This window comes from Mycobacterium asiaticum DSM 44297 (assembly GCF_000613245.1).
GTDB classification, from domain to species: Bacteria; Actinomycetota; Actinomycetes; order Mycobacteriales; family Mycobacteriaceae; genus Mycobacterium; species Mycobacterium asiaticum.
The window spans coordinates 921,984-942,025 of sequence record NZ_HG964936.1 but is presented as its reverse complement, the minus strand read 5'-3'; the positions used below and the strand labels follow the sequence as shown (position 1 = coordinate 942,025).

Here is a 20,042-nt window from a genome sequence, read left to right as displayed (position 1 = left end):
GGCGTGTCTCAGGCAGAATCGGTCGGCATGGGCGTGCCTCACCATCGACTGCTTCTGCTGCGCCACGGCGAGACCGAATGGTCGAAGTCGGGCCAGCACACCGGCCGCACGGACATCGCGTTGACCGACGCCGGCCGCGACCAGGCGGTGCTCGCAGCGGGGGTGATGCAGGCACTCAAACTCGAAGACCCGCTGGTGATCAGCAGCCCGCGCACCCGGTGCCTGGTCACCGCGGAACTGGCCGGGTTGCGCGTCGACGAGGTGTCTCCCCTGCTCGCCGAATGGGACTACGGCTCATACGAAGGCCTCACCACGCCCCAGATCCAGGAAACCGAACCCGGTTGGCTGGTGTGGACCCACGGCTGCCCCGACGGCGAGACCGTGCAGCAGGTCAGCGATCGCGCCGACCAGGCCATCGCGGTGGCGCTCGAGCACATCGAGAAACGAGACGTGCTGTTCGTCAGCCACGGGCACTTCTCGCGCGCGGTGATCACCCGCTGGGTGGAGCTACCTCTTGAAGAGGGCAGCCGCTTCGGCATGGTCACCGCCTCGGTCGCGGTCTGCGGATACGAACACGGGGTTCGCCAGCTCGCCACGCTTGGGCTGACCGGTCACGGGTACCTGTGACGTCCGATGAGCCGTCGTTCGCGCTGAGCGGGCCGAGCGGCACGCTGCTCGCCGAAGGGGTCCGCGCCGGCTTCTCCGACGTCGCCGCGGCACAGGCCGCGCTACGCGCTAACGAAGCTCCAGTGATATTGGGCGCGTTGCCGTTTGACGTCAGCAGGCCGGCTGCGTTGCAGGTGCCCGAGGCCCTGCGCCGCGCCGACGCCCTACCCGATTGGCCGTCCCGGCCGCTGCCGACAGTGCGCATCGAGGCCGCCCTACCCCCGCCCGACGAACATCGGCAGCGGGTCGGCCGGGCCCGGGTTCAGCTCGGCGCTACGGACAATCCGCTGTCCAAGGTGGTGCTGGCCCGCGCCTTGCAGCTGACCGCCGACGCTGCGCTGGACGGCCGCACCATCCTGCGCAGGTTGGTGACCGCCGACCCGACCGCATACGGCTATCTCGTCGACCTCGCCCCCGCCGGCGCGGACCACGCCGGCGCCGCACTGGTGGGCGCCAGCCCCGAACTTCTGGTCGCACGTTCGGGTGACCGAGTCGTTTGCCGCCCGTTCGCCGGTTCGGCGCCGCGCTCCGCCGACCCCGACACCGATGCCGCCAACGGGGCCGCGTTGTCGGGTTCGGACAAGAATCGGCACGAGCACCAACTGGTCATCGACACCATGCGGGCGGCCCTGGAGCCCCTCTGCGACGAATTGAAGATTGCCACCGAACCGCAGTTGACCCGCACCGCCGCGGTGTGGCACCTGTGCACCCCGATCGTCGGCCGGCTGCGCGATACCGCAACCACGGCAATCGATCTCGCGCTGGCTCTGCATCCCACACCGGCAGTCGGCGGCGTACCGACCGGCGCAGCCACCGAGCTGATCGCCGAACTGGAAGGCGACCGTGGGTTCTACGCCGGCGCCGTCGGTTGGTGTGACGCCCGCGGCGACGGCGAGTGGGTGGTCGCCATTCGGTGCGCCGAATTGTCGGCCGACCGACGGACCGCATTGGCGCGCGCCGGCGGCGGGATCGTCGCCGAATCCGACCCTGACGACGAACTTGAGGAAACAACAACGAAATTCGCGACCATATTGACCGCACTGGGGGTCGAGCAATGACCATTCGTCACGCCACCGCAGCCGATGTTTCCGACATCGCCGCCATGATTCATGAACTCGCCGAATTCGAGCACGCCGCCGACGAATGCAGTGTGACCGAAAATCAATTGTCCGCAGCGCTTTTCGGTGATTCTCCGACGGTGCGAGGACACGTCGCCGAAATCGAAGGCGAGATCGCCGCGATGGCGCTGTGGTTCCTGAACTTCTCCACCTGGGACGGGGTGCCGGGGATCTATCTCGAGGATCTGTACGTGCGGCCAAGCTTTCGCCGCCGCGGCCTGGCCCGCGCGTTGCTGGCGACGCTGGCCGGCGAGTGCATTCGCAACGGCTACACCCGGCTGTCGTGGGCGGTGCTGAACTGGAACGTCGACGCGATCGCGCTCTACGACGGCGTTGGGGGGCAACCTCAGACCGAGTGGACCACCTACCGGGTGTCCGGGTCAGAACTGGCCGCGCTCGCCTCGCCCCGCTGATCACCACCGGCGGCCCAGCGCACCGCCGGCGCGCTGAACAGCAGCCCAAGCGTCGCCACGGCCAGCAAGGCCAGTGGGACCCCGAACATGAGGCGATGCGACCCGATCCCCACGTACCAGGCCACCGGCAAGAGCAACAACTGCGTGAACACCGCCAGTCCGCGGCCCCAACGCTTGCCACTCGTCAGGGCCCAGCCACCGGCCAGTACCGCGCCGCCGACCAGCACGAACCACACCGCGGTACCCAACCCGTTGACGACGTGCTGGTCGGCTCCGGCGATGCCGCGAATGACGAGGACCGCGGCCACGACCAGCGCCGCCACCCCTTCGGCGGCAACGATGAATCCGGCTCGGCGCACGGTGGCGGGAGGGCGATCGGTCACAGTGCCAGCGTAAATCGTTATCCCTAACGCATAAGCTCGACTGCCATGCGCGCCATGTTGATCGTGAACCCAACCGCCAGCACCATCACACCGGCCGCTCGCGACCTCGTGACCCAAACCCTCAGCCGCCGCCTGCAGCTCACCATCGAAGAGACCAAACGCATCGGTCACGCCGAGGAACTCGGGCGGTCCGCGGTCGCCGACGGGTACGACCTGGTCGTCGTGCACGGCGGCGACGGAACGGTCAGCGGTCTGGTCAACGGCATGCTGGGCCGACCCGGCACGCAGACGGCCGGGCCGATTCCCGCGGTGGGGATCGTGCCGGGCGGTTCGGCGAACGTGCTGGCCAGGGCGCTGGGGATACCGAAGGATCCGGCCCCGGCCTTGGAGCAGCTCGTGGCGCTGCTGGACGAGTACGGACGCACCGGGCGATGGCGCCGCATCGGGCTCATCGACTGCGGTGAGATCTGGGCCCTGGTCAACGCCGGCATGGGCGTCGACGCCGAGGTCGTGGAGGCGGTGCAGGCCGAGCGCAGCCGTGGCGTCAAGGTGACGCCGCTGCGGTATTGGCGGGTGGCGGTGCCCGTTACGCTGCGGTTTCGCCGCCGGGAACCGAACCTGATCCTCGAACTGCCTGGCCAGCAGCCCGTCTCGGGCGTGCACTTCGCCTGGGTGTCCAACACCAATCCGTGGACCTATAGCAACAACCGGCCGATGGTGACCAACCCCGGCTGCAGCTTCGAGTCCGGCCTCGGGCTGTTCGCGCTGACCGAGATGAGGGTGATCCCGACACTGAGGTTGCTCCGTCAACTGCTCGCCAAGCGTCCGAAGCTGGAGGCTCCGCAGCTCATCCGCGACGACGACGTGGATTACGTACGGGTTAGCAGCATGACGTCGCCCGCTGCCTGCCAGTTCGACGGGGAATACCTCGGGGTGCGCGAATCTATGACGTTCCGGGCGGTCCCGGATGCGTTGGCCGTTGTAGCGCCACCACCCGAAATAGGCTGTGACCTGCGGAAATCTAAGATGTAACAAGCCCGCGACGAAATTGTGGGGCGAAATTTCCCAGGTAGTGTAGTACAACGGAGTAAGGGCTTGGGTAAGAGTTCGTTGAAGTGAGATACCCCACGGGCCCACGTAACACTATTGACATCTGTTGAGCCTGTGAAACGATCAAAAGGTTGCATGCAGAGATATGCAGAGGTACGGAAAACCTTTCTTGCGCACGCTCAACAGCAAGGAAACCGGCAAGGGAAAATCGCCCGTGCGCAGTGCTGCGCACATAGTGAGGAGTAGCAACTAATGGATTGGCGCCACAGGGCGGTCTGCCGTGACGAGGATCCGGAGCTGTTCTTCCCGGTTGGGAACAGCGGCCCGGCACTCGCGCAGATCGCTGACGCGAAACTGGTCTGTAATCGGTGTCCAGTGACCACTGAGTGTCTCGGATGGGCTCTGAATACCGGCCAGGACTCGGGCGTCTGGGGTGGGATGAGCGAAGACGAGCGGCGTGCACTCAAGCGTCGTAACGCCCGGACGAAGGCCCGCAGCGGAGTCTGACAACTCGGCTAAGTAGCTTTACGGCCCCGACAGCTTCTGTCGGGGCCGTATCGTTGCGCGCTTAAACGAACAGGCGGCCCATTCGGCCGATCGGCACCCGTAGCACCACGTCGGTGCCGCGGTCGGTGCCCTCCCGCATGCCCAGCGTGCCGTCCAATTCCGCGGACACCAGCGTCCGCACGATCTGCAGGCCCAGGCTGTCCGACTTCTCCAGGCTGAACCCTTCGGGCAGGCCGCGTCCGTCGTCGTGCACCACCACATCCAGCCACCGCGCGGAGCGTTCGGCGTGGATGGTCACTGACCCGCCCGTAGCCGTCGGGTCGAAGGCATGCTCGATGGCGTTCTGCACCAATTCGGTGATCACCATGATCAGCGCGGTCGCCCGGTCGGAATCCAGCACACCCAGGTCCCCGACCCGGTTGATCCGGATGGGCCGGTCCACCGACGCCACGTCGTTCATGATCGGCAGGATCCGGTCGATGACCTCGTCGAGGTTGACCTGTTCGTCGACCGACATCGACAGCGCGTCGTGCACCAGCGCAATCGAGGACACCCGGCGCACCGACTCGATCAGCGCCTCGCGCCCCTCGGCGTTGACGGTGCGGCGGGCCTGAAGTCGTAGCAAGGCCGCCACGGTCTGCAGGTTGTTCTTCACCCGGTGGTGGATCTCGCGGATGGTCGCGTCCTTGGAGATCAGTGCCCGGTCCCGCCGTTTCACCTCGGTGACGTCGCGGATCAGGATGGCCGCACCGACGTTCTGACCGTGCACCACCAGCGGCAAGGTGCGCAGCAGGACGGTGGCGCCGCCGGCGTCGACCTCCATCCGCATGCTCGACCCGCCGGCCAGCAGGTTGAGGACGTGCTCGGCCACCTCCTGCGCCTCGAACGGGTCCGAGATCAGCGGCCGGGTGACCTTGATCAGGTTGTGGCCTTCCAAATCGCTGGTCAGGCCCATCCGGTGATAGGCCGACAGCGCGTTGGGGCTGGCATAGGCGACGATGCCGTCCACGTCCAGCCGGATGAAGCCGTCGCCGGCGCGCGGCGTCGAGCGTGACATCGCCACGTCGCCGACGTCGGGAAAGGTGCCTTCGGCGATCATCTGCAGCAGATCGGTGGCGCACTCCCGGTAGGCGGTTTCCAGGTGCCCGGACATGCGCTCGGCGGCCAATTCGGTCTGATGCTGGGTGAGCACCGCTACCACCTTATCGCGGTAACGCACCGGCGAGGCCGACACGTTCGGTCCCGGCAACGGCCACGAATACTGTTCGCCCGCTTCGCTTTCCGGCACCGCCTGGCCGGTGGCGAAGGTCTTGGCAACCAGCGGCAGCTGCTCCTCGGCAACGGTGCTGCCCACCGCGTCGGTCTGCAGCACCGTCGGTGCCGTATTTGGCCGGCACTGCGCCACACACACCAGCACGCCGTCGTCGCGGCGCACCCACATCAGGTAGTCGGCGAACGACAGATCGGCCAACAGCTGCCACTCCCCCACCACAGCGTGCAGGTGGTCGACGGCATTGCCGGGCAGGACGGTGTGCTCGGCGAGCAGGTTACCGAGAGTGGACAACGGGCGAGCGGCTAGCTGATGACGGCGATGAGGTCGCCGGCCTGGATGACGTCACCGACCGACACGTTCACCTTGCTGATGGTTCCGGCGACCTCGGCCAGCACGGGAATTTCCATCTTCATGGACTCCAGCAGCACGACGACGTCACCCTGACCGATTTGGTCGCCTTCGTTGACCACGACTTCGAGCACGCTGGCCACGATTTCGGCGCGAACCTCCTCGGACATCATCACCCCACTCGTTTCGGCCGGTTTGTTGCGTATATCGAACCATAAGGCCGGTGAGACCGATGTCGCGCGGGCTGATGAGGGCGCGTCGGCCTGCGCATGAGACAATGGGAATCAATTGAGCGGCCCGCCGGCCGCTCCGCAATTGCGCTAAATCAGACGGAAACGAGGTTCAACCATGGCCAAGCGTGGCCGCAAGAAGCGTGACCGCAAGTACAGCAAGGCGAACCACGGCAAGCGTCCCAACGCCTGAGCTGGCTTACTGAGTCTCGATTTCCGTTTGCACGATGGTGGTGCGGCGGATCTCGAGGCGCAGGCGTTCCCGTAACCGTTCGGGCGCCTTCTCGCCGCTGCACTTCGTCGCGATCAATTCCTTGATCCGCTCCTCGAGCCCGTAGTGCTGCAAGCAGCCCGGGCATGCGTCGAGGTGCCGCTGCAGAATCGCCTTCTCGTCCGGCTGGCATTCGCCGTCGAGCAGGGTCCAGATCTGCGCGATGACCTGGGCGCAGCCCAGGTGCGACTCGTGATTGCTGGAGCAGGAGCCGGTTGAGCCAGTGATCTCACTCATGACGACACCTCCTCGTGCGCCTGCTGACCACGGGTGAATCCCCGGTCTTTGGCGACGTCGGCCAGCAAATCACGCAGCTGACGTCGCCCACGGTGGAGACGGGACATCACGGTACCGATCGGGGTGCCCATGATCTCGGCGATCTCCTTGTACGGAAAACCTTCGACATCGGCATAGTAAACGGCCATCCGGAACTCTTCCGGCAACGCCTGCAGTGCGGCTTTGATTTCGGTGTCCGGAAGCGCTTCCAGCGCTTCGACCTCGGCCGACCTCAACCCCGTCGAGGAATGCTCGGCGTTTGCGGCTAACTGCCAGTCGGTGATCTCCTCGGTCGGGTATTCCGAGGGCTGCCGCTGCTTCTTGCGGTAGCTGTTGATGTAGGTGTTGGTCAGGATCCGGTACAGCCACGCCTTGAGGTTGGTTCCTTCGCGGAACGAACGGAAGCCGGCGTAGGCCTTGACCATCGTTTCCTGCAGCAGATCCTCCGCGTCGGCGGGATTGCGCGTCATCCGCAGGGCACCGCCATAGAGCTGGTCTAGCAGCGGAATCGCGTCGCGCTCGAAGCGCGCCGTCAGCTCCGCGTCGGTCTCGGGCGGCCTGGCCTGGACAACCTCGGACCCCACCACGCCATCGATGTCGGCCATCTTGATTAACACGGTCCCTTCGATTGCGGTGTCGCGATCCAACCACTCCGCACCCAACAGGCTCGTCGCAGTTGACACCGGGATTCCTCCTTCCCAATCTAAGGCCCGTGGCCGACATGTGCAGTCGCCGCCCTGAGTAACGGGAATTTCCGACGGTCTATTTCCTGGGCTGGCGGCAAACCCGTGCGCGGTGCGGCAGCGGCGCACCCATGCAATTTGCGATCGGGGCGAGTATTACTGTGACGCCATGTCCCTCAAAGGTAAGACCATGTTCATTTCCGGCGCCAGCCGCGGTATCGGCCTGGCGATCGCCAAACGCGCCGCTCAAGACGGTGCCAACATCGCCCTGATCGCCAAGACCGCCGAGCCGCACCCCAAGCTGCCGGGCACCGTGTACACCGCGGCCGCAGAACTTGAGGAAGCCGGCGGACAGGCTTTGCCGATAGTCGGCGATGTGCGCGACCCGGAGTCGGTCGAGTCCGCGGTGGCCAAGGCCGTGGAGCAGTTCGGCGGCATCGACATCGTCGTCAACAACGCGTCGGCCATCAATCTGGGATCGATCACCGACGTGCCGATGAAACGCTTCGATTTGATGAACGGCATCCAGGTGCGCGGGACGTACGCGGTCTCGCGAGCCTGCATCCCGCACCTCAAGGGCCGGGAGAACCCGCACATCCTGACGTTGTCGCCGCCGGTGCTGCTGGACAAGGAGTGGTTGAAGCCGACGGCGTACATGATGGCCAAGTTCGGAATGACGTTGTGCGCCTTGGGAATCGCTGAGGAGATGCGGGACGAGGGCATCGCATCGAACACGTTGTGGCCGCGCACGCTGGTGGCCACGGCCGCGGTGCAGAACCTGCTCGGCGGCGACGAGGCGATGGGACGCGCCCGCAAGCCCGAGGTGTATTCGGACGCGGCCTACGTCATCCTGAACAAGCCCTCCCGCGAGTACACCGGGAACACGCTGCTGTGCGAGGACGTGCTGGTGGAATCCGGTGTCACCGACCTGTCGGTGTACAACTGCGTACCCGGTGGCGAACTCGGCGTCGACTTCTGGGTGGACGGAGTGAACCCGCCGGGATACTCCGGGCCCTAGTTCGGCTCCCTAATAGACATGGCCGCAGCGGCTACCCCCGCGATTGCGGCGCTGGTCACAGCCGGGGTGCCGCATGAGGTGGTGAAGTTCAGCCACGACCCGCGCGAGCAGTCGTTCGGGGCGGCGGCGGTCAGCGCGTTGACCAACGCCGGTGACATTGCCCCGGAGCAGATCTTCAAGACCTTGGTGATCGCGGTGCCCGACGGGTTGGCGGTGGCAGTCGTGCCGGTGCCGTCGAAGTTGTCGTTGAAGGCGGCCGCGGCGGCGCTGGGCGTGGCCAGGGCCGTGCTGGCCGATCCTGCGGCAGTGCAGCGCGCCACCGGTTATGTGGTCGGCGGCGTCTCGCCCTTCGGGCAGCGCAGGCAGCTGCCCACCGTTGTCGACGCGAGTGCGCTCCGCTGGGAGCGCATCTTCTGCAGCGCAGGCCGGCGAGGCTGGGACGTGGCCGTGGCGCCCCGGGATCTGATCCGACTCACCGATGCAACCAGCGCCGACATCCTGGCTTAGCTTGGTGGGGCCTCGATTTCCCGCTTCAGCACCTTGCCGGTCGGACCCTTCGGCAGTTCGTCGACGAGCCAGATCCGGCGCGGGTACTTGTAGGCGGCCACCCGGCTTTTGACGAACTCGCGGAGTTCGTCGGGCTCGACGTCGGAGTTCTTTTTCAGCGCCACCGCGGCGCCGACCTCCTCGCCGAGCTCGTCGTGCGGGACGGCGACGACGGCGGCTTCCGCCACGGCCGGGTGTTCGTAGAGCACTTCCTCGATTTCGCGGGGATACACGTTGTAGCCGCCGCGAATGATCATGTCCTTGGTGCGATCGACGATGTAGAAGTAGCCGTCCTCGTCGACGCGACCGATGTCACCGGTGGACAGCCAGCCGTCTTCGGAGATGGTGGCCTTGGTGGCGTCGGGCAGGTTCCAGTAACCCTTCATGACGTTGTGGCCGCGGATCTGGATCTCGCCGGGCTCGCCTTGAGCGACCTCGGCGCCGTTGAGGTCGACCACCCGCATCTCGACGCCTTCCACCGGGGTGCCGATCGAGCCGGGTTTGCGGGGCCGGTCGGGATGGTTGAACGAGGCAACCGGCGAGGTCTCGGAAAGTCCGTAGCCCTCCAAAATGATGCAGTCAAAGGCCTTTTCGAAGTCGGACAGAAGCTGGACCGGCATCGAGGCGCCGCCGGAGACACAGGCCCGCAGGCTAGCGGTGGCCTCCGGTCCGGCCTCGTCGGCCAGGCTGAGCAGCGCCGCGTACATCGTGGGCACGCCCTGGAACACCGTCACACCGTCCCGCTTGATCACCTCCAGCGCTTTGCGGGGGTCGAACCGCGGTATCAGTGTCAGCGTCGCGCCCGCCAGAACCGCGCCGTTGAGCCCGCAAGTGAGCCCGAAGACATGGAAGAGCGGAAGGCACCCCATCACCACGTCGTCCGGCCCGATTTCGATCAGGGTGCGGACGGTGAGCTCGGCGTTGCGGCTCAAACCGCCGTGAGTGAGCGTGGCGCCCTTGGGTTTTCCGGTGGTTCCGGACGTGTGCAGGATGACTGCGACGTCGTCGTCAGCGCGGTCCGCCGGCCCGTGGGCGGGCAACTCGGCGATGAGCTCCCTGAGCCCCGCATCGTCCACCAGCCAGCACTGGGCCTTTGCTTCGTCGGCCCCGGCGGTGGCTTCGTCGGCGAACAAGGGGGTGGCGAACAATGCCTTGGCGCCGCTGTTGGACAGGTAGAAGGCCACCTCACGTCCCTTGAGCAGCGGATTCATCGGGACGGCGACGGCGCCGCGGTACAGGATCCCGTAGAAAACGACGGCGAACGCCGGGATGTTGGGCAGCATGATCCCGACCCGGTCGCCCGGCTCGATACCGGCGCGCTCCAGCAAGGTAGCCACCCGCGCTGCCGCGGAGTCCAGTTCGGCGAAGGTCAGCTGCAGATCGTCCAAGCGCAGGGCGATGTGGTCGGGATCGCGCATTTTGGAGGCAACGAGGTTGGCGCTCAGAGCGGTCATGTGCGCGAGGCTACCCCCGTGGCGGCGGGCTTCACCGGTAGTTATAAAACCCCTCGCCCGTCTTGACCCCGAGCTTGCCTGCGTCGACGTAGGACTGGAGCAGCTCGCGCACGCTCTTCGGCAGGTGCGGAAACTCCTGCGCGTAGTTGTTTTCGATGTCGAGCACCACGTCCAGGCCCACGATGTCCATCATTTGAAAGGGCCCGGCCGGTACGCCCCAGTTCACCTTGAACATGCCGTCCACATCTTGCGGGCGGGCCACGCCTTCGGCGACGACGGCCAGCGATTCACGCTTGATGGCAGCCCAGACCCGGTTGAAGATGAAGCCGGTGCACTCTTTACGGGCTTCGAACGGATGCACCCCGAACTCGGGCAGCACCGTCAGCAGCGTGTCCAGCAGGCCGCGGTCGGTCTGCCCGTCCGACATCAGGTCCAGAGCGTTGAACTGCGGCGGCATATAGAAGTGCATGTTGCACAGCCTGGTTTTGTCGCGGACATTCTCAGCCATCAGCCGCGACGGGAACGACGACGAATTGGTGGCAAAGATGGTGTCCGGCGGTGCGGCCTGGTCGATCTGGCCCCACAGCGGGATCTTGATGTCGAGCCGTTCCGGCACCGACTCCACGGCGAGCCAGGCACCGTCCAGCGCTTCGTCTAAGGAACCGGCTCCGACCGCGGTGCCTAGCTCGCCAAACCCCCTGTCCTGCAATAACTTCGGCAGGTTCTCGGTGACATACTGGACGGCTTCGGCGCGTTGCTCGGCGCGGCGGGCGTAGATCTGGACGGTTCCGCCGCGGCTGGCGAGCATCAGCGCGATCCTGGGGCCCAGCGTTCCCGCACCGATCACCGCCGCGGGTCGGTCCTGGATGTCTTCGAAGGTGTAGGTGTACTTGCCGGTCACCCCTGGAATGCTAGGCGTTGTTCGCGTAGGCGAACCGGGCCAGAATCAGCTATGGCCAGAACTGCTGACGACACGTGGGGCGTGGGCGAGAGCGTGGGCGCGACCGCCGTTGGAGCCGCAGAATGGCGAGCCCGGGAAAACGTACGCCCGGACCGGCTGTTCGCCGACCCCTATGCGCAGGTCTTCCTTGATGCGGTGGCCGCCCGCAAGATCCCGAACTCGCAGTTCACCGAAGAACTGATGGCGCGGTTGCAAGAGACCGACCCCCACATCGTGCGCGGCGTGCGGGCGCAACAGGACTTCGTTGCGGCACGAACCAAATGGTTTGACGACTTCTTCACCGCGGCAACCGCGTCCGGCATCCGACAGGCCGTGATCCTGGCCGCCGGGCTGGATGCCCGCGCGTGGCGGCTGCAGTGGCGACCCGATGCGGTTGTCTACGAGATAGATCAGCCAAAGGTGTTGGAGTTCAAGGACGAAACGCTGCGGATTTACGGCGTCGAGCCGGCGGTACGACGTGTTTCCATCCCGATCGACCTGCGTACCGACTGGCCAAAGGCGCTGCGCGAGGCCGGATTTGACCCCACCCTGTCGACAGCATGGTCGGTGGAGGGTCTGCTGGCCTACCTGCCGGCCAGCGCGCAGGAGTTACTACTCGACCGACTGCACGCCCTGAGCGCACCGGGCAGCCGGATCGCCGTCGACGCACTCGATGCCGCGTTCTTCCTGCCGGAGAACCTGACCCGGCTCGGCAGCTTCTTCGTTGAGATCAGGGCCGTGATGATCCGCAATGGCGGAGACCTGCCGGACACACCGAACCTCTTCTTCGACGAAGAGCGGACCGAGTTGGCCGATTGGCTGCGGCAGCACGGCTGGCAGGCCGATGAGCTCGAGGTGCACGACGTGATGGCCCGCTATCGGCGCCGCGCGTCGGAAGAGGACGACGCTGGGGTGCCGCACTGCGTGATGGTCGAGGGACGACTGCCGCTCTAGCCGGCTATAGCAGCGTGATCTGCTCGGGCTCGGCCTCGGCGGGCTCGAGCAATTCGGGCCCGTTGTTGCGGACATTGTTGACCAGCGTCGACACCTGACGCATCTCGATGCCGCTGACGTCGGGTGGGCGGGACAGCAACTCTTGATCCAGCGGAGCGTCCGGATTCAGCCAGGCGTCCCAGTCCGCCTCGGGAAGCATCAGCGGCATCCGGTCGTGGATCGCGGCCAGCTCGCCCACCGCGTCGGTGGTGATGATGGTGCAGCTCAGCAACGGATCGGCATCCTTATTCGGCTTCCAGACCGACCACAGACCGGCCATACACACCAGCCCGCCGTCCTCGCGGTGCATGAAAAACGGTGTCTTGCCGCCCTTCTTGCCCTTGGGCCCCTCCAGACTGCCGCGCCACTCGTACCAGCCGTCCATCGGCACCAAGCAGCGCTTGCTTTTGGCCGAATTGCGGAATGCGGGCGAGGTGGCGACCTTGTCGGCGCGGGCGTTGATCAGCAGCGGGCCTTTCGTGTCCGGCGCCCCGTCCGGACCCGCCTTGACCCAGGGTGGCAGCAGCCCCCAGCGCATCAGCCGCACCCGCCGCGTGGCCTCGTCATCCGGCTCGTTGTGCCGGGTCACGACGGTCGCAATGGTGGTGGTGGGAGCGACGTTGAAGTTTGGCCCCGCGCCCGTTTCAGAGGCGCCCGTGGCCTCGTCGATCGCCTTGATCTTCTCGGCTAGCAAGGCCGGGTCGGTAGTCACCGCGAAACGCCCGCACATGTCTCCATGTTGCCTGACCGGGCTGACACGCAATGATGGACCGGTGAGCGCATGGCAGGCCCCGTCCACCACGGCACCGGTGCACGCGACCGTGACCGTGCCAGGCTCGAAATCGCAGACCAACCGGACGCTGGTGCTGGCGGCGCTGGCGGCGGCTCAGGGCCAGGGCAGTTCCACGATCACCGGCGCCTTGCGCAGCCGCGACACCGATCTGATGATCGGCGCGCTGCGCACCCTTGGCCTTGACGTCGACGGAGCCGGCACCGACCTGACGGTCGGTGGCGGCATCGCACCGGGTCGCGATGCCCGGGTCGACTGCGGCTTGGCCGGGACGGTGCTGCGATTCGTTCCGCCGCTGGCCGCACTCAGTGCCGTCGCCGTGGTGTTCGACGGCGACGAACAGGCCAGGGCCCGCCCCATCGCACCGCTGTTGGACGCATTGCGCGGCCTGGGCGTCGCGGTCGACGGGACCGGACTGCCGTTCCGGGTGCAGGGCAGCGGATCCGTCGCGGGCGGCACCGTCGCCATCGACGCCTCGGCCTCGTCGCAGTTCGTCTCGGGCCTGCTGCTGGCTGGCGCGTCGTTCACCGAAGGGCTGACCGTGCGGCACACGGGCACGTCGTTGCCGTCGGCGCCGCATATCGCGATGACGGTGGCGATGCTGCGACAGGCCGGAGTGGACGTCGACGATTCGCTCGCCAATACCTGGCGAGTCCGCCCCGGCGCGGTCCGCGCCCGGCCCTGGCAGGTGGAACCCGACCTGACCAATGCCGTCGCGTTTCTGGCGGCCGCCGTCGTCACCGGCGGCTCGGTGCGCATCACCGGCTGGCCCGCCGCCAGCGTCCAGCCGGCCGAACACATCCTGGATGTCCTGCAGAAGATGAATGCCGTTGTTTCACAATCTGATTCATCGCTGGAGGTGCGCGGATCGGAAGGATACGACGGTTTCGACGTCGACCTGCGCGATGTCGGCGAGCTGACACCGTCGGTCGCCGCCCTGGCGGCGCTGGCCAAGACCGGATCGGTGTCACACCTGACCGGCATCGCGCATCTGCGCGGCCACGAAACCGACCGGCTCGCCGCACTGAGCACCGAGATCAACCGCCTGGGCGGCGACTGCCAGGAGACGCCCGACGGTCTGGTCATCACCGCGACCCCGCTGCGGTCCGGACTCTGGCGGGCCTATGCCGATCACCGGATGGCGATGGCCGGCGCAATCGTCGGGTTGCGGGTTCCTGGCGTCGAGGTCGACGACATCGCGGCGACGACGAAGACGCTGCCGGCATTCCCCCAGCTGTGGGGCGAGATGGTTGGATCCAGCGCTTGAGGCCTGGCGACTACGACGAGTCCGACGTCAAGGTCCGCGCCGGGAAACGGACGCGGCCCCGGACGAAGACCCGTCCGCAGCACGCCGATGCCGAGTCCGCCATGGTGGTCAGCGTCGATCGCGGCCGTTGGGGATGTGTGTTGGGCGGGCGCCCGGATCGACGTGTCACCGCGATGCGTGCACGCGAACTCGGGCGCACCCCGATCGTGGTCGGCGATGACGTCGACATCGTGGGCGATCTGTCTGGCGGCGCCGATACCCTGGCCCGCATTGTGCGGCGCGGGCCGCGGCGAACGGTGTTGCGGCGCACCGCCGATGACACCGACCCGACCGAACGGGTGGTGGTCGCCAACGCCGACCAACTGTTGATGGTGGTAGCGCTGGCCGACCCGCCGCCCCGTACCGGGCTGGTGGACCGGGCACTGATTGCCGCCTACGCCGGTGGGCTGCGGCCGATTCTGTGCCTAACCAAGACCGACCTTGCACCGCCAGAACCGTTCGCCGAGCAGTTCGTCGATTTGGAGCTGACGGTGGTTGCCGCGGGCGTCGACGATCCGCTGCTCGCGGTGGCCGATCTACTTGACGAGCAGATCACGGTGCTGCTCGGGCATTCCGGGGTGGGCAAATCGACGTTGGTGAATCGTCTTGTGCCAGAAGCCGACCGGGCGGTCGGCTTGGTCACCGATATTGGGCGGGGGCGGCACACGTCGACTCAGTCAGTCGCCTTGCCGCTGGAGAACGGCGGCTGGGTGATTGATACGCCGGGCATCCGCTCGTTCGGGCTGGCCCATATTCAGCCTGACGACGTGTTGTTGGCGTTCGCCGACCTGGCCGAGGCGATTGAGGACTGTCCCCGCGGTTGCGGGCACATGGGCCCGCCGGCCGACCCCGAGTGTGCGCTGGACGCGCTGACGGGTACCGCGGTGCGCCGGGTCACCGCGGCGCGGCGACTGCTCGCCGTTCTGAGGGAGACCTGACCCGGCGTCCGCCGAACGTGCGTAGATGTACGCCGACACGCCGAGGAACGTGGCATTCTCCGCACGTTCGGCAAGCAGGGCCGGGGCAGCTAGCTTCGCGACTTCGCCAGCCGCACGCCGAGTTCGTCGGGGGCAACCAAATGCCCTTCGGTGCACCGTATCTCGACAGCGGCATCGGCTCCGCAGCCCACATGCGTCAGCCGCAGCCGGTGCCGGCCCGGCAGGTGCCGCTGCCCCCACTGGAACATCGACCACACCACCGGCATGAACTCCTCCCCGGCTGCTGTCAGCACATACTCGTCACGGCTGCGCTGCCCGGGCTCCCGATACGGCCGGCGGCTCAGCAGGCCGAGGTCGACGAGTTCGGCCAATCGCGCCGCGGTCGCGGCTTTCGTGATGCCGACCCGGCGGGCGAAGTCGTCGAACCGGGTGGTGCCGTAGTACGCCTCGCGCATGATCAGCATGGCCGACTTGGTGCCCACCACGGTCATGGTCTTCTCGATCGCACACTCGCCGATCGCCGACCAGGAGTCGCGATCGGCAAGGGCCCCCTGCAGCATTGTCACGCAAATCACTCCTCAGTCTGGGTTGCTTTCACTATACCTAGCTGTTATAGCTGAGTACAGTGATATGTACCCAGCTCAAGGAGGAGCCATGTCCCGTGACGCCGTGATCGTCGGCGCTGTCCGCACCCCCATCGGCAAAGGCAAGGCCAACGGCGCCCTGCACGACGTGCTGCCCGCCGACCTGCTCGCCCACTGCCTGCGTGAAGTAGTGGCCCGCACTGGCGTCGACCCAGCGCTCGTCGACGATGTCATTGCCGGCGCGGTCACCCAAGTCGGCGACCAGGCCGTCAACATCGCCCGCAACGCGTTGCTCGGAGCCGGTTTCCCCGAGTCGGTCCCTGGCACCACCGTCGACCGGCAGTGTGGCAGCAGCCAGCAAGCCATCAGCTTTGCCGCCCAGGGCGTCATCGCCGGCGCCTACGACGTCGTGATCGCCGGTGGCGTGGAATCGATGAGCCGCGTCCCGATGGGCACCTCGGTGCTGCCCGGCAGCAACCCGTTCGGCGCGGACATGGCCGCGCGCTACCCCGAGGGCCTGGTGCCGCAGGGCATCAGCGCCGAACTGATCGCCGCGAAGTGGGGGCTCTCACGCGCCCAGCTCGACGAATTTTCCGCGGCCAGCCACGAGAAGGCCGCCCGCGCCACCAAGGAAGGCCTGTTCGACAACGAGCTGATCCCGATCGCCGGGCTTTCCACCGACGAGATCATCCGTCCCGGCACCACGGTCGACACCCTGTCCGGGCTCAAGCCGGCGTTCTACAGCGAAGCCGTGGCCGCGCGGTTCCCCCAGATCAACTGGGCGATCACCCCGGGCAACTCCTCCCCGCTGTCCGATGGCAGCGCCGCGGTACTGATCACCAGTGGAGAGTTCGCCAAGCAGCACGGCCTGCGGCCGCTGGCCCGCATCCACACCGCCACCGCGGTCGGCTCGGACCCGCTGTACATGCTGACCGGCGTCATCCCCGCCACCGAAAAGGTGCTGCAGCGAGCCGGTTTGACGCTGGCCGACATCGACCTGTTCGAGGTCAACGAGGCGTTTGCACCCGTGGTGCTGGCGTGGGCGCATGACACCGGAGCTGATCTGGCGAAGACCAATGTCAACGGTGGTGCAATCGCGATCGGCCACCCCTTGGGGGCCAGCGGCGCACGCATCATGACCACCCTGGTAAATGCCCTCGAGCAGCGCGGCGGCCGCTACGGCCTGCAGACGATGTGCGAAGGCGGCGGCATGGCGAACGCCACCATTATCGAGCGGCTCGTCTAGAAAGAGGTCGGATCATGACCGTAATCCGTGCCGCCGCAGTGCAAATCAGTCCGGTGCTGTACAGCCGGGAAGCCACTGTGGAACGGGTGGTCGCCAAGATCGAGGAGCTCGGTCTACGGGGTGTCCAGTTCGCTACCTTCCCCGAGACCGTCATTCCGTACTACCCGTACTTCACCTTCGTGCAACGCCCGTTCGAACTGCGGGCCGAACACCTGAAGTTGATGGATCAGGCGGTCACGATCCCCTCGCCAGAGGTGGAGGCCATCGGTGCCGCGGCCCGCGCCGCCCACATGGTGGTGTCCGTCGGGGTGACCGAGCGCGACGGTGGTTCGTTGTACAACACGCAGTTGTTGTTCGACGCCGACGGGACGTTGATCCAGCGCCGACGCAAGATCACTCCGACCTACCACGAGAAGATCATCTGGGGGCAGGGCGATGGCAGCGGATTACGAGCGGTCGACAGTGCGGTCGGGCGGATCGGTCAGTTGGCGTGCTGGGAGCACTACAACCCCCTGGCCCGGTATGCCCTGATCGCCGACGGTGAACAGATCCACTCAGGCATGTTTCCCGGCTCGTTCGGCGGCGAGTTGTTTGCCCGGCAAACAGAGCTCAGCGTGCGCAATCACGCACTCGAGTCGGGTGCGTTCGTCGTCAACGCCACCGCCTGGCTCGACGCGGATCAGCAGGCCCAGCTGATGGCCGACACCGGCGCCCCGATTGGGCCGATTTCCGGCGGCTGTTTTACCGCGATCGTGTCACCGCATGGCGAATTGCTGGGTGAGCCGCTGCGCTCCGGGCAGGGTGAGGTTATCGCCGATCTCGACTTCACGTTGATCGATGCCCGCAAGGCTCAGATGGACGCCAGCGGACACTACAGCCGCCCTGATCTGCTGAGCCTGCTGGTGGACCGTACCCCCGCTGCCCAAGTGCATGAGCGGCTCGAATTTCCCGAGGAGGCCAACTATGTCCGCGTCTGAAACCCGCTTCGACGGAGTGCGGCTGCGCTACCAGAGCACCAAGAGTTACGACGAACTCGTCGCGGCCCTGCTTGCCGACATCGGCGAGAAGCCGGTGCCCATCGGCGACATCGCCACGCGTAATGCCGACTGGGATTCCTACCGGAAACAGGTGGAACCCCGCGTCGGACCAAGCGGATTCATGCTGTTCGGCCTGATCGACCACGGCGCCTGGATCAGCAATGCCGGTATCGACCGCAAGGTACTGCGGGTGATCCTCGGCAACCCCCTGATCGCGATCACCATGCTGCGCCACGACGTCAGCGCGGGATTGTTCGCGCCGGTCGAGCTGCTGATCCTGGACGAGCCCGGCGGCGCCAGCCTCACCTACGTCAAGCCGTCGTCGTTGATGGTGGTCGAGGACAATCCCGAATTGCGCAGCGCTGCCGAGCAACTGGACGCCAAGTTGGCTGCGCTGGCGACGAAGGTCGTGTGACCTAGTCGCTCGCGGTTACCGAGTGGCGGGCAGGAGATACGGCCAGCAGGAAGTCCGCGCAACGTTCGCCGATCAGGATCGAGGCGGCGTTGGTGTTGGCTCGGGGAATCCGCGGCAGCGCCGACGCGTCGGCGACGCGGAGATTGTCCACACCGCGCACCCGCAGCTGCTCGTCGAGGGGGCTGTCAGGTTGATTGCCCATCGCGACAGTGCAGGCCGGGTGGTACGTCGTGATGGTCGTCTCCCTGATGCGCGTCTCGATGTCACTGCCCGGACCCGGGAGAAGCTCGCGGTCGACACAGGAAGCGATCGGGTCGGAGCGCATGAGTTCGCGGGTGCCCTGCACCGCCCGGATGAGCGCTTCGACATCGCCGCGTTCGGTGAGCAGGTTCATCCGGATGGCCGGTGGCGTTGCGGGATCCGATGAACGGACGAGGACGCTGCCGCGGCTCTTGGGTGTCCAGTACGAGTGCCCGATGGACAACGCGGGCTCGAGCTTTCCCGAGCTCGGATCCACCGTGGCATCGGCGAGGCAGGTCATCACCTGAAAGTCGCATGCCGGGAGGTCGGCCGCCGACCGGATATGGGCGACCGCCTCGACCACGCTATTGGCGAACTTGCCCCTTCGGCCGAAGAGCCACTGCAGCAACCACTTCGGGTGGGTGGTGTCCGACAAGCCGACATAGCCGGGCGCAAGAGACCAGATAGCCCAGGCGTGCGGGTGATCGGTCAGGCCCTTGCCGACGCGGGGGCTGTCGACGACCGGGGTGATTCCGACGCTGCGCAGGTGGTCAGCCGGACCAATGCCCGACAGCTGCAACAGGTGCGGCGAGCGGTAGGCGCCTGCGCTGATAACGACTTGTTGGTCGGCGAAAGCTTGCTGCACGCGCCCGTGGCGCCTTTTTCCACGCGAGTATTCGACACCGACCGCGCGACCGTTGCGGATGATCACCCGCTGGACCTCGGTCTTGGTGAGAATCGTCAGGTTCTTGCGACGTTGGAGATAGCCGCGTGGCGTGCTCCAGCGTTGGCCGTTGTGAATGGTGACGGGAGCGATCGCCGCTCCCTCCAGCTCGGGTCCGCTGACGTCGTCGTTGGCACGGACACCGGCCGCACGCGCCGCCGCGACGAAGCGCTTGGACACCTCGTCGGGATAAGGCAATCGGCCAATTCGCATCGGCCCCTGCTCAATCCGCGCGAATACCGGCGCCACCTCCTGCCACGACCAACCGGGCAGCTGCCAGCCGTCGTAGTCGAGGTTGCTGCCCTTGACCCACAACATCATGTTCATTGCGCTGGTACCGCCTAGCACGCGACCGGCGTGCAGGGGAATCCGGCGACCGGCGCAACCGGGTTCCGGCTCGGTTTCGTAGTTCCAGTCCAGCGAGGTCCCGAACTGCCGGATGCTCGCCAGCGGCGCTCGCACTTCCAATCGTCGATCCGAACCGCCGGCTTCGATCAGCAACACCCGCGCCCCAGATTCAGCGGCCAACCTTCCAGCCACCGCACACCCGGCGGACCCGGCCCCCACCACGATGTAGTCGTACGCTGCCACGG

At 66.5% G+C, this 20,042-nt stretch carries 24 protein-coding genes; 14 read left to right on the top strand and 10 right to left on the bottom strand.

Annotation, left to right across the window (positions count from 1 at the left end):
* Nucleotides 1-27 precede the first annotated feature (27 nt).
* The 3 genes from BN972_RS04500 to BN972_RS04490 are packed head-to-tail and all read left to right on the top strand — an operon-like array spanning nucleotide 28 to nucleotide 2,197.
* Nucleotides 28-627 (top strand): acid phosphatase, encoded by a 600-nt coding sequence (locus BN972_RS04500; RefSeq protein ID WP_036353369.1) that lies wholly within the window; start codon nucleotides 28-30, stop codon nucleotides 625-627.
* Nucleotides 624-1,724, top strand: a complete 1,101-nt coding sequence (locus BN972_RS04495; RefSeq protein WP_036353367.1) for an isochorismate synthase — start codon at nucleotides 624-626, stop codon at nucleotides 1,722-1,724. The genes BN972_RS04500 and BN972_RS04495 overlap by 4 nt, the downstream gene beginning before the upstream one ends.
* Nucleotides 1,721-2,197 (top strand): GNAT family N-acetyltransferase, encoded by a 477-nt coding sequence (locus BN972_RS04490; RefSeq protein WP_036353364.1) that lies wholly within the window; start codon nucleotides 1,721-1,723, stop codon nucleotides 2,195-2,197. Before BN972_RS04495 ends, BN972_RS04490 begins: the two co-directional genes overlap by 4 nt.
* On the opposite strand, the gene BN972_RS04485 is transcribed toward BN972_RS04490, so the two are convergent.
* A complete protein-coding gene (locus tag BN972_RS04485; RefSeq protein WP_051545036.1) occupies nucleotides 2,149-2,580 on the bottom strand; it encodes a hypothetical protein in 432 nt (143 codons plus the stop codon). The two genes, BN972_RS04490 and BN972_RS04485, sit on opposite strands and share 49 nt — an antisense overlap.
* A 45-nt stretch (nucleotides 2,581-2,625) precedes the next feature.
* Between BN972_RS04485 and BN972_RS04480 the strand changes: the two genes are divergently transcribed.
* Nucleotides 2,626-3,612: a diacylglycerol/lipid kinase family protein gene (locus BN972_RS04480; RefSeq protein ID WP_036353360.1), complete on the top strand. Its 987-nt coding sequence runs from the start codon at nucleotides 2,626-2,628 to the stop codon at nucleotides 3,610-3,612.
* 270 nt (nucleotides 3,613-3,882) lie between these two features.
* Nucleotides 3,883-4,137, top strand: coding sequence for a transcriptional regulator WhiB1 (gene whiB1, locus BN972_RS28055; protein WP_036353357.1), 255 nt, complete (start codon nucleotides 3,883-3,885; stop codon nucleotides 4,135-4,137).
* Nucleotides 4,138-4,198: 61 nt separating this feature from the next.
* Here whiB1 and BN972_RS04470 read toward each other — a convergent pair whose 3' ends face one another.
* The gene (locus BN972_RS04470) at nucleotides 4,199-5,701 is read right to left on the bottom strand and encodes a sensor histidine kinase (RefSeq protein WP_036353355.1); all 1,503 of its coding nucleotides are present in this window, start codon (nucleotides 5,699-5,701) and stop codon (nucleotides 4,199-4,201) included.
* A gap of 11 nt (nucleotides 5,702-5,712) precedes the next feature.
* On the bottom strand, nucleotides 5,713-5,928 hold the full coding sequence (locus tag BN972_RS04465) for a biotin/lipoyl-binding carrier protein (protein WP_036356511.1): 216 nt from the start codon (nucleotides 5,926-5,928) through the stop codon (nucleotides 5,713-5,715).
* Between the two features lie 178 nt (nucleotides 5,929-6,106).
* Between BN972_RS04465 and BN972_RS31105 the strand changes: the two genes are divergently transcribed.
* Nucleotides 6,107-6,181 (top strand): 50S ribosomal protein bL37, encoded by a 75-nt coding sequence (locus BN972_RS31105; protein ID WP_089025046.1) that lies wholly within the window; start codon nucleotides 6,107-6,109, stop codon nucleotides 6,179-6,181.
* A gap of 6 nt (nucleotides 6,182-6,187) precedes the next feature.
* Here the strand turns inward: BN972_RS31105 and rsrA are convergent, their stop codons facing one another.
* Nucleotides 6,188-6,496, bottom strand: a complete 309-nt coding sequence (gene rsrA, locus BN972_RS04460) for a mycothiol system anti-sigma-R factor (RefSeq protein ID WP_036353351.1) — start codon at nucleotides 6,494-6,496, stop codon at nucleotides 6,188-6,190.
* Nucleotides 6,493-7,140 carry a sigma-70 family RNA polymerase sigma factor gene (locus tag BN972_RS04455; protein ID WP_167659564.1) on the bottom strand — a complete coding sequence of 216 codons (648 nt, stop codon included), beginning with the start codon at nucleotides 7,138-7,140 and terminating at the stop codon, nucleotides 6,493-6,495. Before BN972_RS04455 ends, rsrA begins: the two co-directional genes overlap by 4 nt.
* A 247-nt stretch (nucleotides 7,141-7,387) precedes the next feature.
* Between BN972_RS04455 and BN972_RS04450 the strand changes: the two genes are divergently transcribed.
* On the top strand, nucleotides 7,388-8,236 hold the full coding sequence (locus tag BN972_RS04450) for an SDR family oxidoreductase (protein WP_036353346.1): 849 nt from the start codon (nucleotides 7,388-7,390) through the stop codon (nucleotides 8,234-8,236).
* 18 nt (nucleotides 8,237-8,254) lie between these two features.
* Nucleotides 8,255-8,743 (top strand): YbaK/EbsC family protein, encoded by a 489-nt coding sequence (locus BN972_RS04445; protein ID WP_036353344.1) that lies wholly within the window; start codon nucleotides 8,255-8,257, stop codon nucleotides 8,741-8,743.
* Here BN972_RS04445 and BN972_RS04440 read toward each other — a convergent pair.
* Both BN972_RS04440 and BN972_RS04435 read right to left on the bottom strand, forming a co-directional pair.
* Nucleotides 8,740-10,236, bottom strand: a complete 1,497-nt coding sequence (locus BN972_RS04440; protein WP_036353342.1) for a long-chain-fatty-acid--CoA ligase — start codon at nucleotides 10,234-10,236, stop codon at nucleotides 8,740-8,742. The genes BN972_RS04445 and BN972_RS04440 overlap by 4 nt on opposite strands.
* Before the next feature lie 31 nt (nucleotides 10,237-10,267).
* Complete coding sequence (locus BN972_RS04435) at nucleotides 10,268-11,137, bottom strand: 3-hydroxyacyl-CoA dehydrogenase family protein (protein WP_036353340.1); 870 nt, start codon at nucleotides 11,135-11,137, stop codon at nucleotides 10,268-10,270.
* A 51-nt stretch (nucleotides 11,138-11,188) separates the two neighbouring features.
* Here BN972_RS04435 and BN972_RS04430 point away from each other — a divergent pair, with 51 nt between their 5' ends.
* Nucleotides 11,189-12,130: an SAM-dependent methyltransferase gene (locus BN972_RS04430; protein WP_036353338.1), complete on the top strand. Its 942-nt coding sequence runs from the start codon at nucleotides 11,189-11,191 to the stop codon at nucleotides 12,128-12,130.
* A 4-nt stretch (nucleotides 12,131-12,134) separates the two neighbouring features.
* On the opposite strand, the gene BN972_RS04425 is transcribed toward BN972_RS04430, so the two are convergent.
* Nucleotides 12,135-12,899 (bottom strand): SOS response-associated peptidase, encoded by a 765-nt coding sequence (locus BN972_RS04425; RefSeq protein WP_036353336.1) that lies wholly within the window; start codon nucleotides 12,897-12,899, stop codon nucleotides 12,135-12,137.
* A 43-nt stretch (nucleotides 12,900-12,942) separates the two neighbouring features.
* Here BN972_RS04425 and aroA point away from each other — a divergent pair, with 43 nt between their 5' ends.
* Together aroA and rsgA are read left to right on the top strand one after the other, a co-directional pair.
* Complete coding sequence (gene aroA / locus BN972_RS04420; protein ID WP_036353332.1) at nucleotides 12,943-14,226, top strand: 3-phosphoshikimate 1-carboxyvinyltransferase; 1,284 nt, start codon at nucleotides 12,943-12,945, stop codon at nucleotides 14,224-14,226.
* Nucleotides 14,223-15,203, top strand: coding sequence for a ribosome small subunit-dependent GTPase A (gene rsgA, locus BN972_RS04415; RefSeq protein WP_036353328.1), 981 nt, complete (start codon nucleotides 14,223-14,225; stop codon nucleotides 15,201-15,203). Before aroA ends, rsgA begins: the two co-directional genes overlap by 4 nt.
* An 89-nt stretch (nucleotides 15,204-15,292) precedes the next feature.
* On the opposite strand, the gene BN972_RS04410 is transcribed toward rsgA, so the two are convergent.
* Nucleotides 15,293-15,769 carry a winged helix-turn-helix transcriptional regulator gene (locus BN972_RS04410; protein WP_036353325.1) on the bottom strand — a complete coding sequence of 159 codons (477 nt, stop codon included), beginning with the start codon at nucleotides 15,767-15,769 and terminating at the stop codon, nucleotides 15,293-15,295.
* 88 nt (nucleotides 15,770-15,857) lie between these two features.
* On the opposite strand from BN972_RS04410, the gene BN972_RS04405 reads away from it, so the two are divergent.
* Genes BN972_RS04405 through BN972_RS04395 form a run of 3 tightly spaced genes read left to right on the top strand, consistent with a single transcriptional unit; the run spans nucleotide 15,858 to nucleotide 18,485 of the window.
* Nucleotides 15,858-17,033, top strand: coding sequence for a thiolase family protein (locus BN972_RS04405; RefSeq protein ID WP_036353322.1), 1,176 nt, complete (start codon nucleotides 15,858-15,860; stop codon nucleotides 17,031-17,033).
* Nucleotides 17,034-17,047: 14 nt separating this feature from the next.
* A complete protein-coding gene (locus tag BN972_RS04400; protein WP_036353319.1) occupies nucleotides 17,048-18,010 on the top strand; it encodes a nitrilase-related carbon-nitrogen hydrolase in 963 nt (320 codons plus the stop codon).
* The gene (locus BN972_RS04395) at nucleotides 17,997-18,485 is read left to right on the top strand and encodes a DUF302 domain-containing protein (RefSeq protein ID WP_036353316.1); all 489 of its coding nucleotides are present in this window, start codon (nucleotides 17,997-17,999) and stop codon (nucleotides 18,483-18,485) included. The genes BN972_RS04400 and BN972_RS04395 overlap by 14 nt, the downstream gene beginning before the upstream one ends.
* Before the next feature lies 1 nt (nucleotide 18,486).
* On the opposite strand, the gene BN972_RS04390 is transcribed toward BN972_RS04395, so the two are convergent.
* A complete protein-coding gene (locus tag BN972_RS04390) occupies nucleotides 18,487-20,040 on the bottom strand; it encodes a GMC family oxidoreductase (protein ID WP_036353313.1) in 1,554 nt (517 codons plus the stop codon).
* Between the last annotated feature and the right edge of the window lie 2 nt (nucleotides 20,041-20,042).

Bases quoted from the DNA above. Each gene is read 5' to 3' on its own strand.
- BN972_RS04500 (WP_036353369.1), top strand. From the start codon at position 28: ATGGGCGTGCCTCACCATCGACTGCTTCTGCTGCGCCACGGCGAGACC.
- BN972_RS04395 (WP_036353316.1), top strand. From the start codon at position 17,997: ATGTCCGCGTCTGAAACCCGCTTCGACGGAGTGCGGCTGCGCTACCAG.
- BN972_RS04405 (WP_036353322.1), top strand. From the start codon at position 15,858: ATGTCCCGTGACGCCGTGATCGTCGGCGCTGTCCGCACCCCCATCGGC.
- rsrA (WP_036353351.1), bottom strand. From the start codon at position 6,496: ATGAGTGAGATCACTGGCTCAACCGGCTCCTGCTCCAGCAATCACGAG.
- BN972_RS04400 (WP_036353319.1), top strand. From the start codon at position 17,048: ATGACCGTAATCCGTGCCGCCGCAGTGCAAATCAGTCCGGTGCTGTAC.
- BN972_RS04450 (WP_036353346.1), top strand. From the start codon at position 7,388: ATGTCCCTCAAAGGTAAGACCATGTTCATTTCCGGCGCCAGCCGCGGT.
- BN972_RS04455 (WP_167659564.1), bottom strand. From the start codon at position 7,140: ATGGCCGACATCGATGGCGTGGTGGGGTCCGAGGTTGTCCAGGCCAGG.
- BN972_RS04490 (WP_036353364.1), top strand. From the start codon at position 1,721: ATGACCATTCGTCACGCCACCGCAGCCGATGTTTCCGACATCGCCGCC.
- BN972_RS04425 (WP_036353336.1), bottom strand. From the start codon at position 12,899: ATGTGCGGGCGTTTCGCGGTGACTACCGACCCGGCCTTGCTAGCCGAG.
- whiB1 (WP_036353357.1), top strand. From the start codon at position 3,883: ATGGATTGGCGCCACAGGGCGGTCTGCCGTGACGAGGATCCGGAGCTG.
- BN972_RS04465 (WP_036356511.1), bottom strand. From the start codon at position 5,928: ATGTCCGAGGAGGTTCGCGCCGAAATCGTGGCCAGCGTGCTCGAAGTC.
- BN972_RS04445 (WP_036353344.1), top strand. From the start codon at position 8,255: ATGGCCGCAGCGGCTACCCCCGCGATTGCGGCGCTGGTCACAGCCGGG.
- BN972_RS04480 (WP_036353360.1), top strand. From the start codon at position 2,626: ATGCGCGCCATGTTGATCGTGAACCCAACCGCCAGCACCATCACACCG.
- BN972_RS04440 (WP_036353342.1), bottom strand. From the start codon at position 10,236: ATGACCGCTCTGAGCGCCAACCTCGTTGCCTCCAAAATGCGCGATCCC.
- BN972_RS04430 (WP_036353338.1), top strand. From the start codon at position 11,189: ATGGCCAGAACTGCTGACGACACGTGGGGCGTGGGCGAGAGCGTGGGC.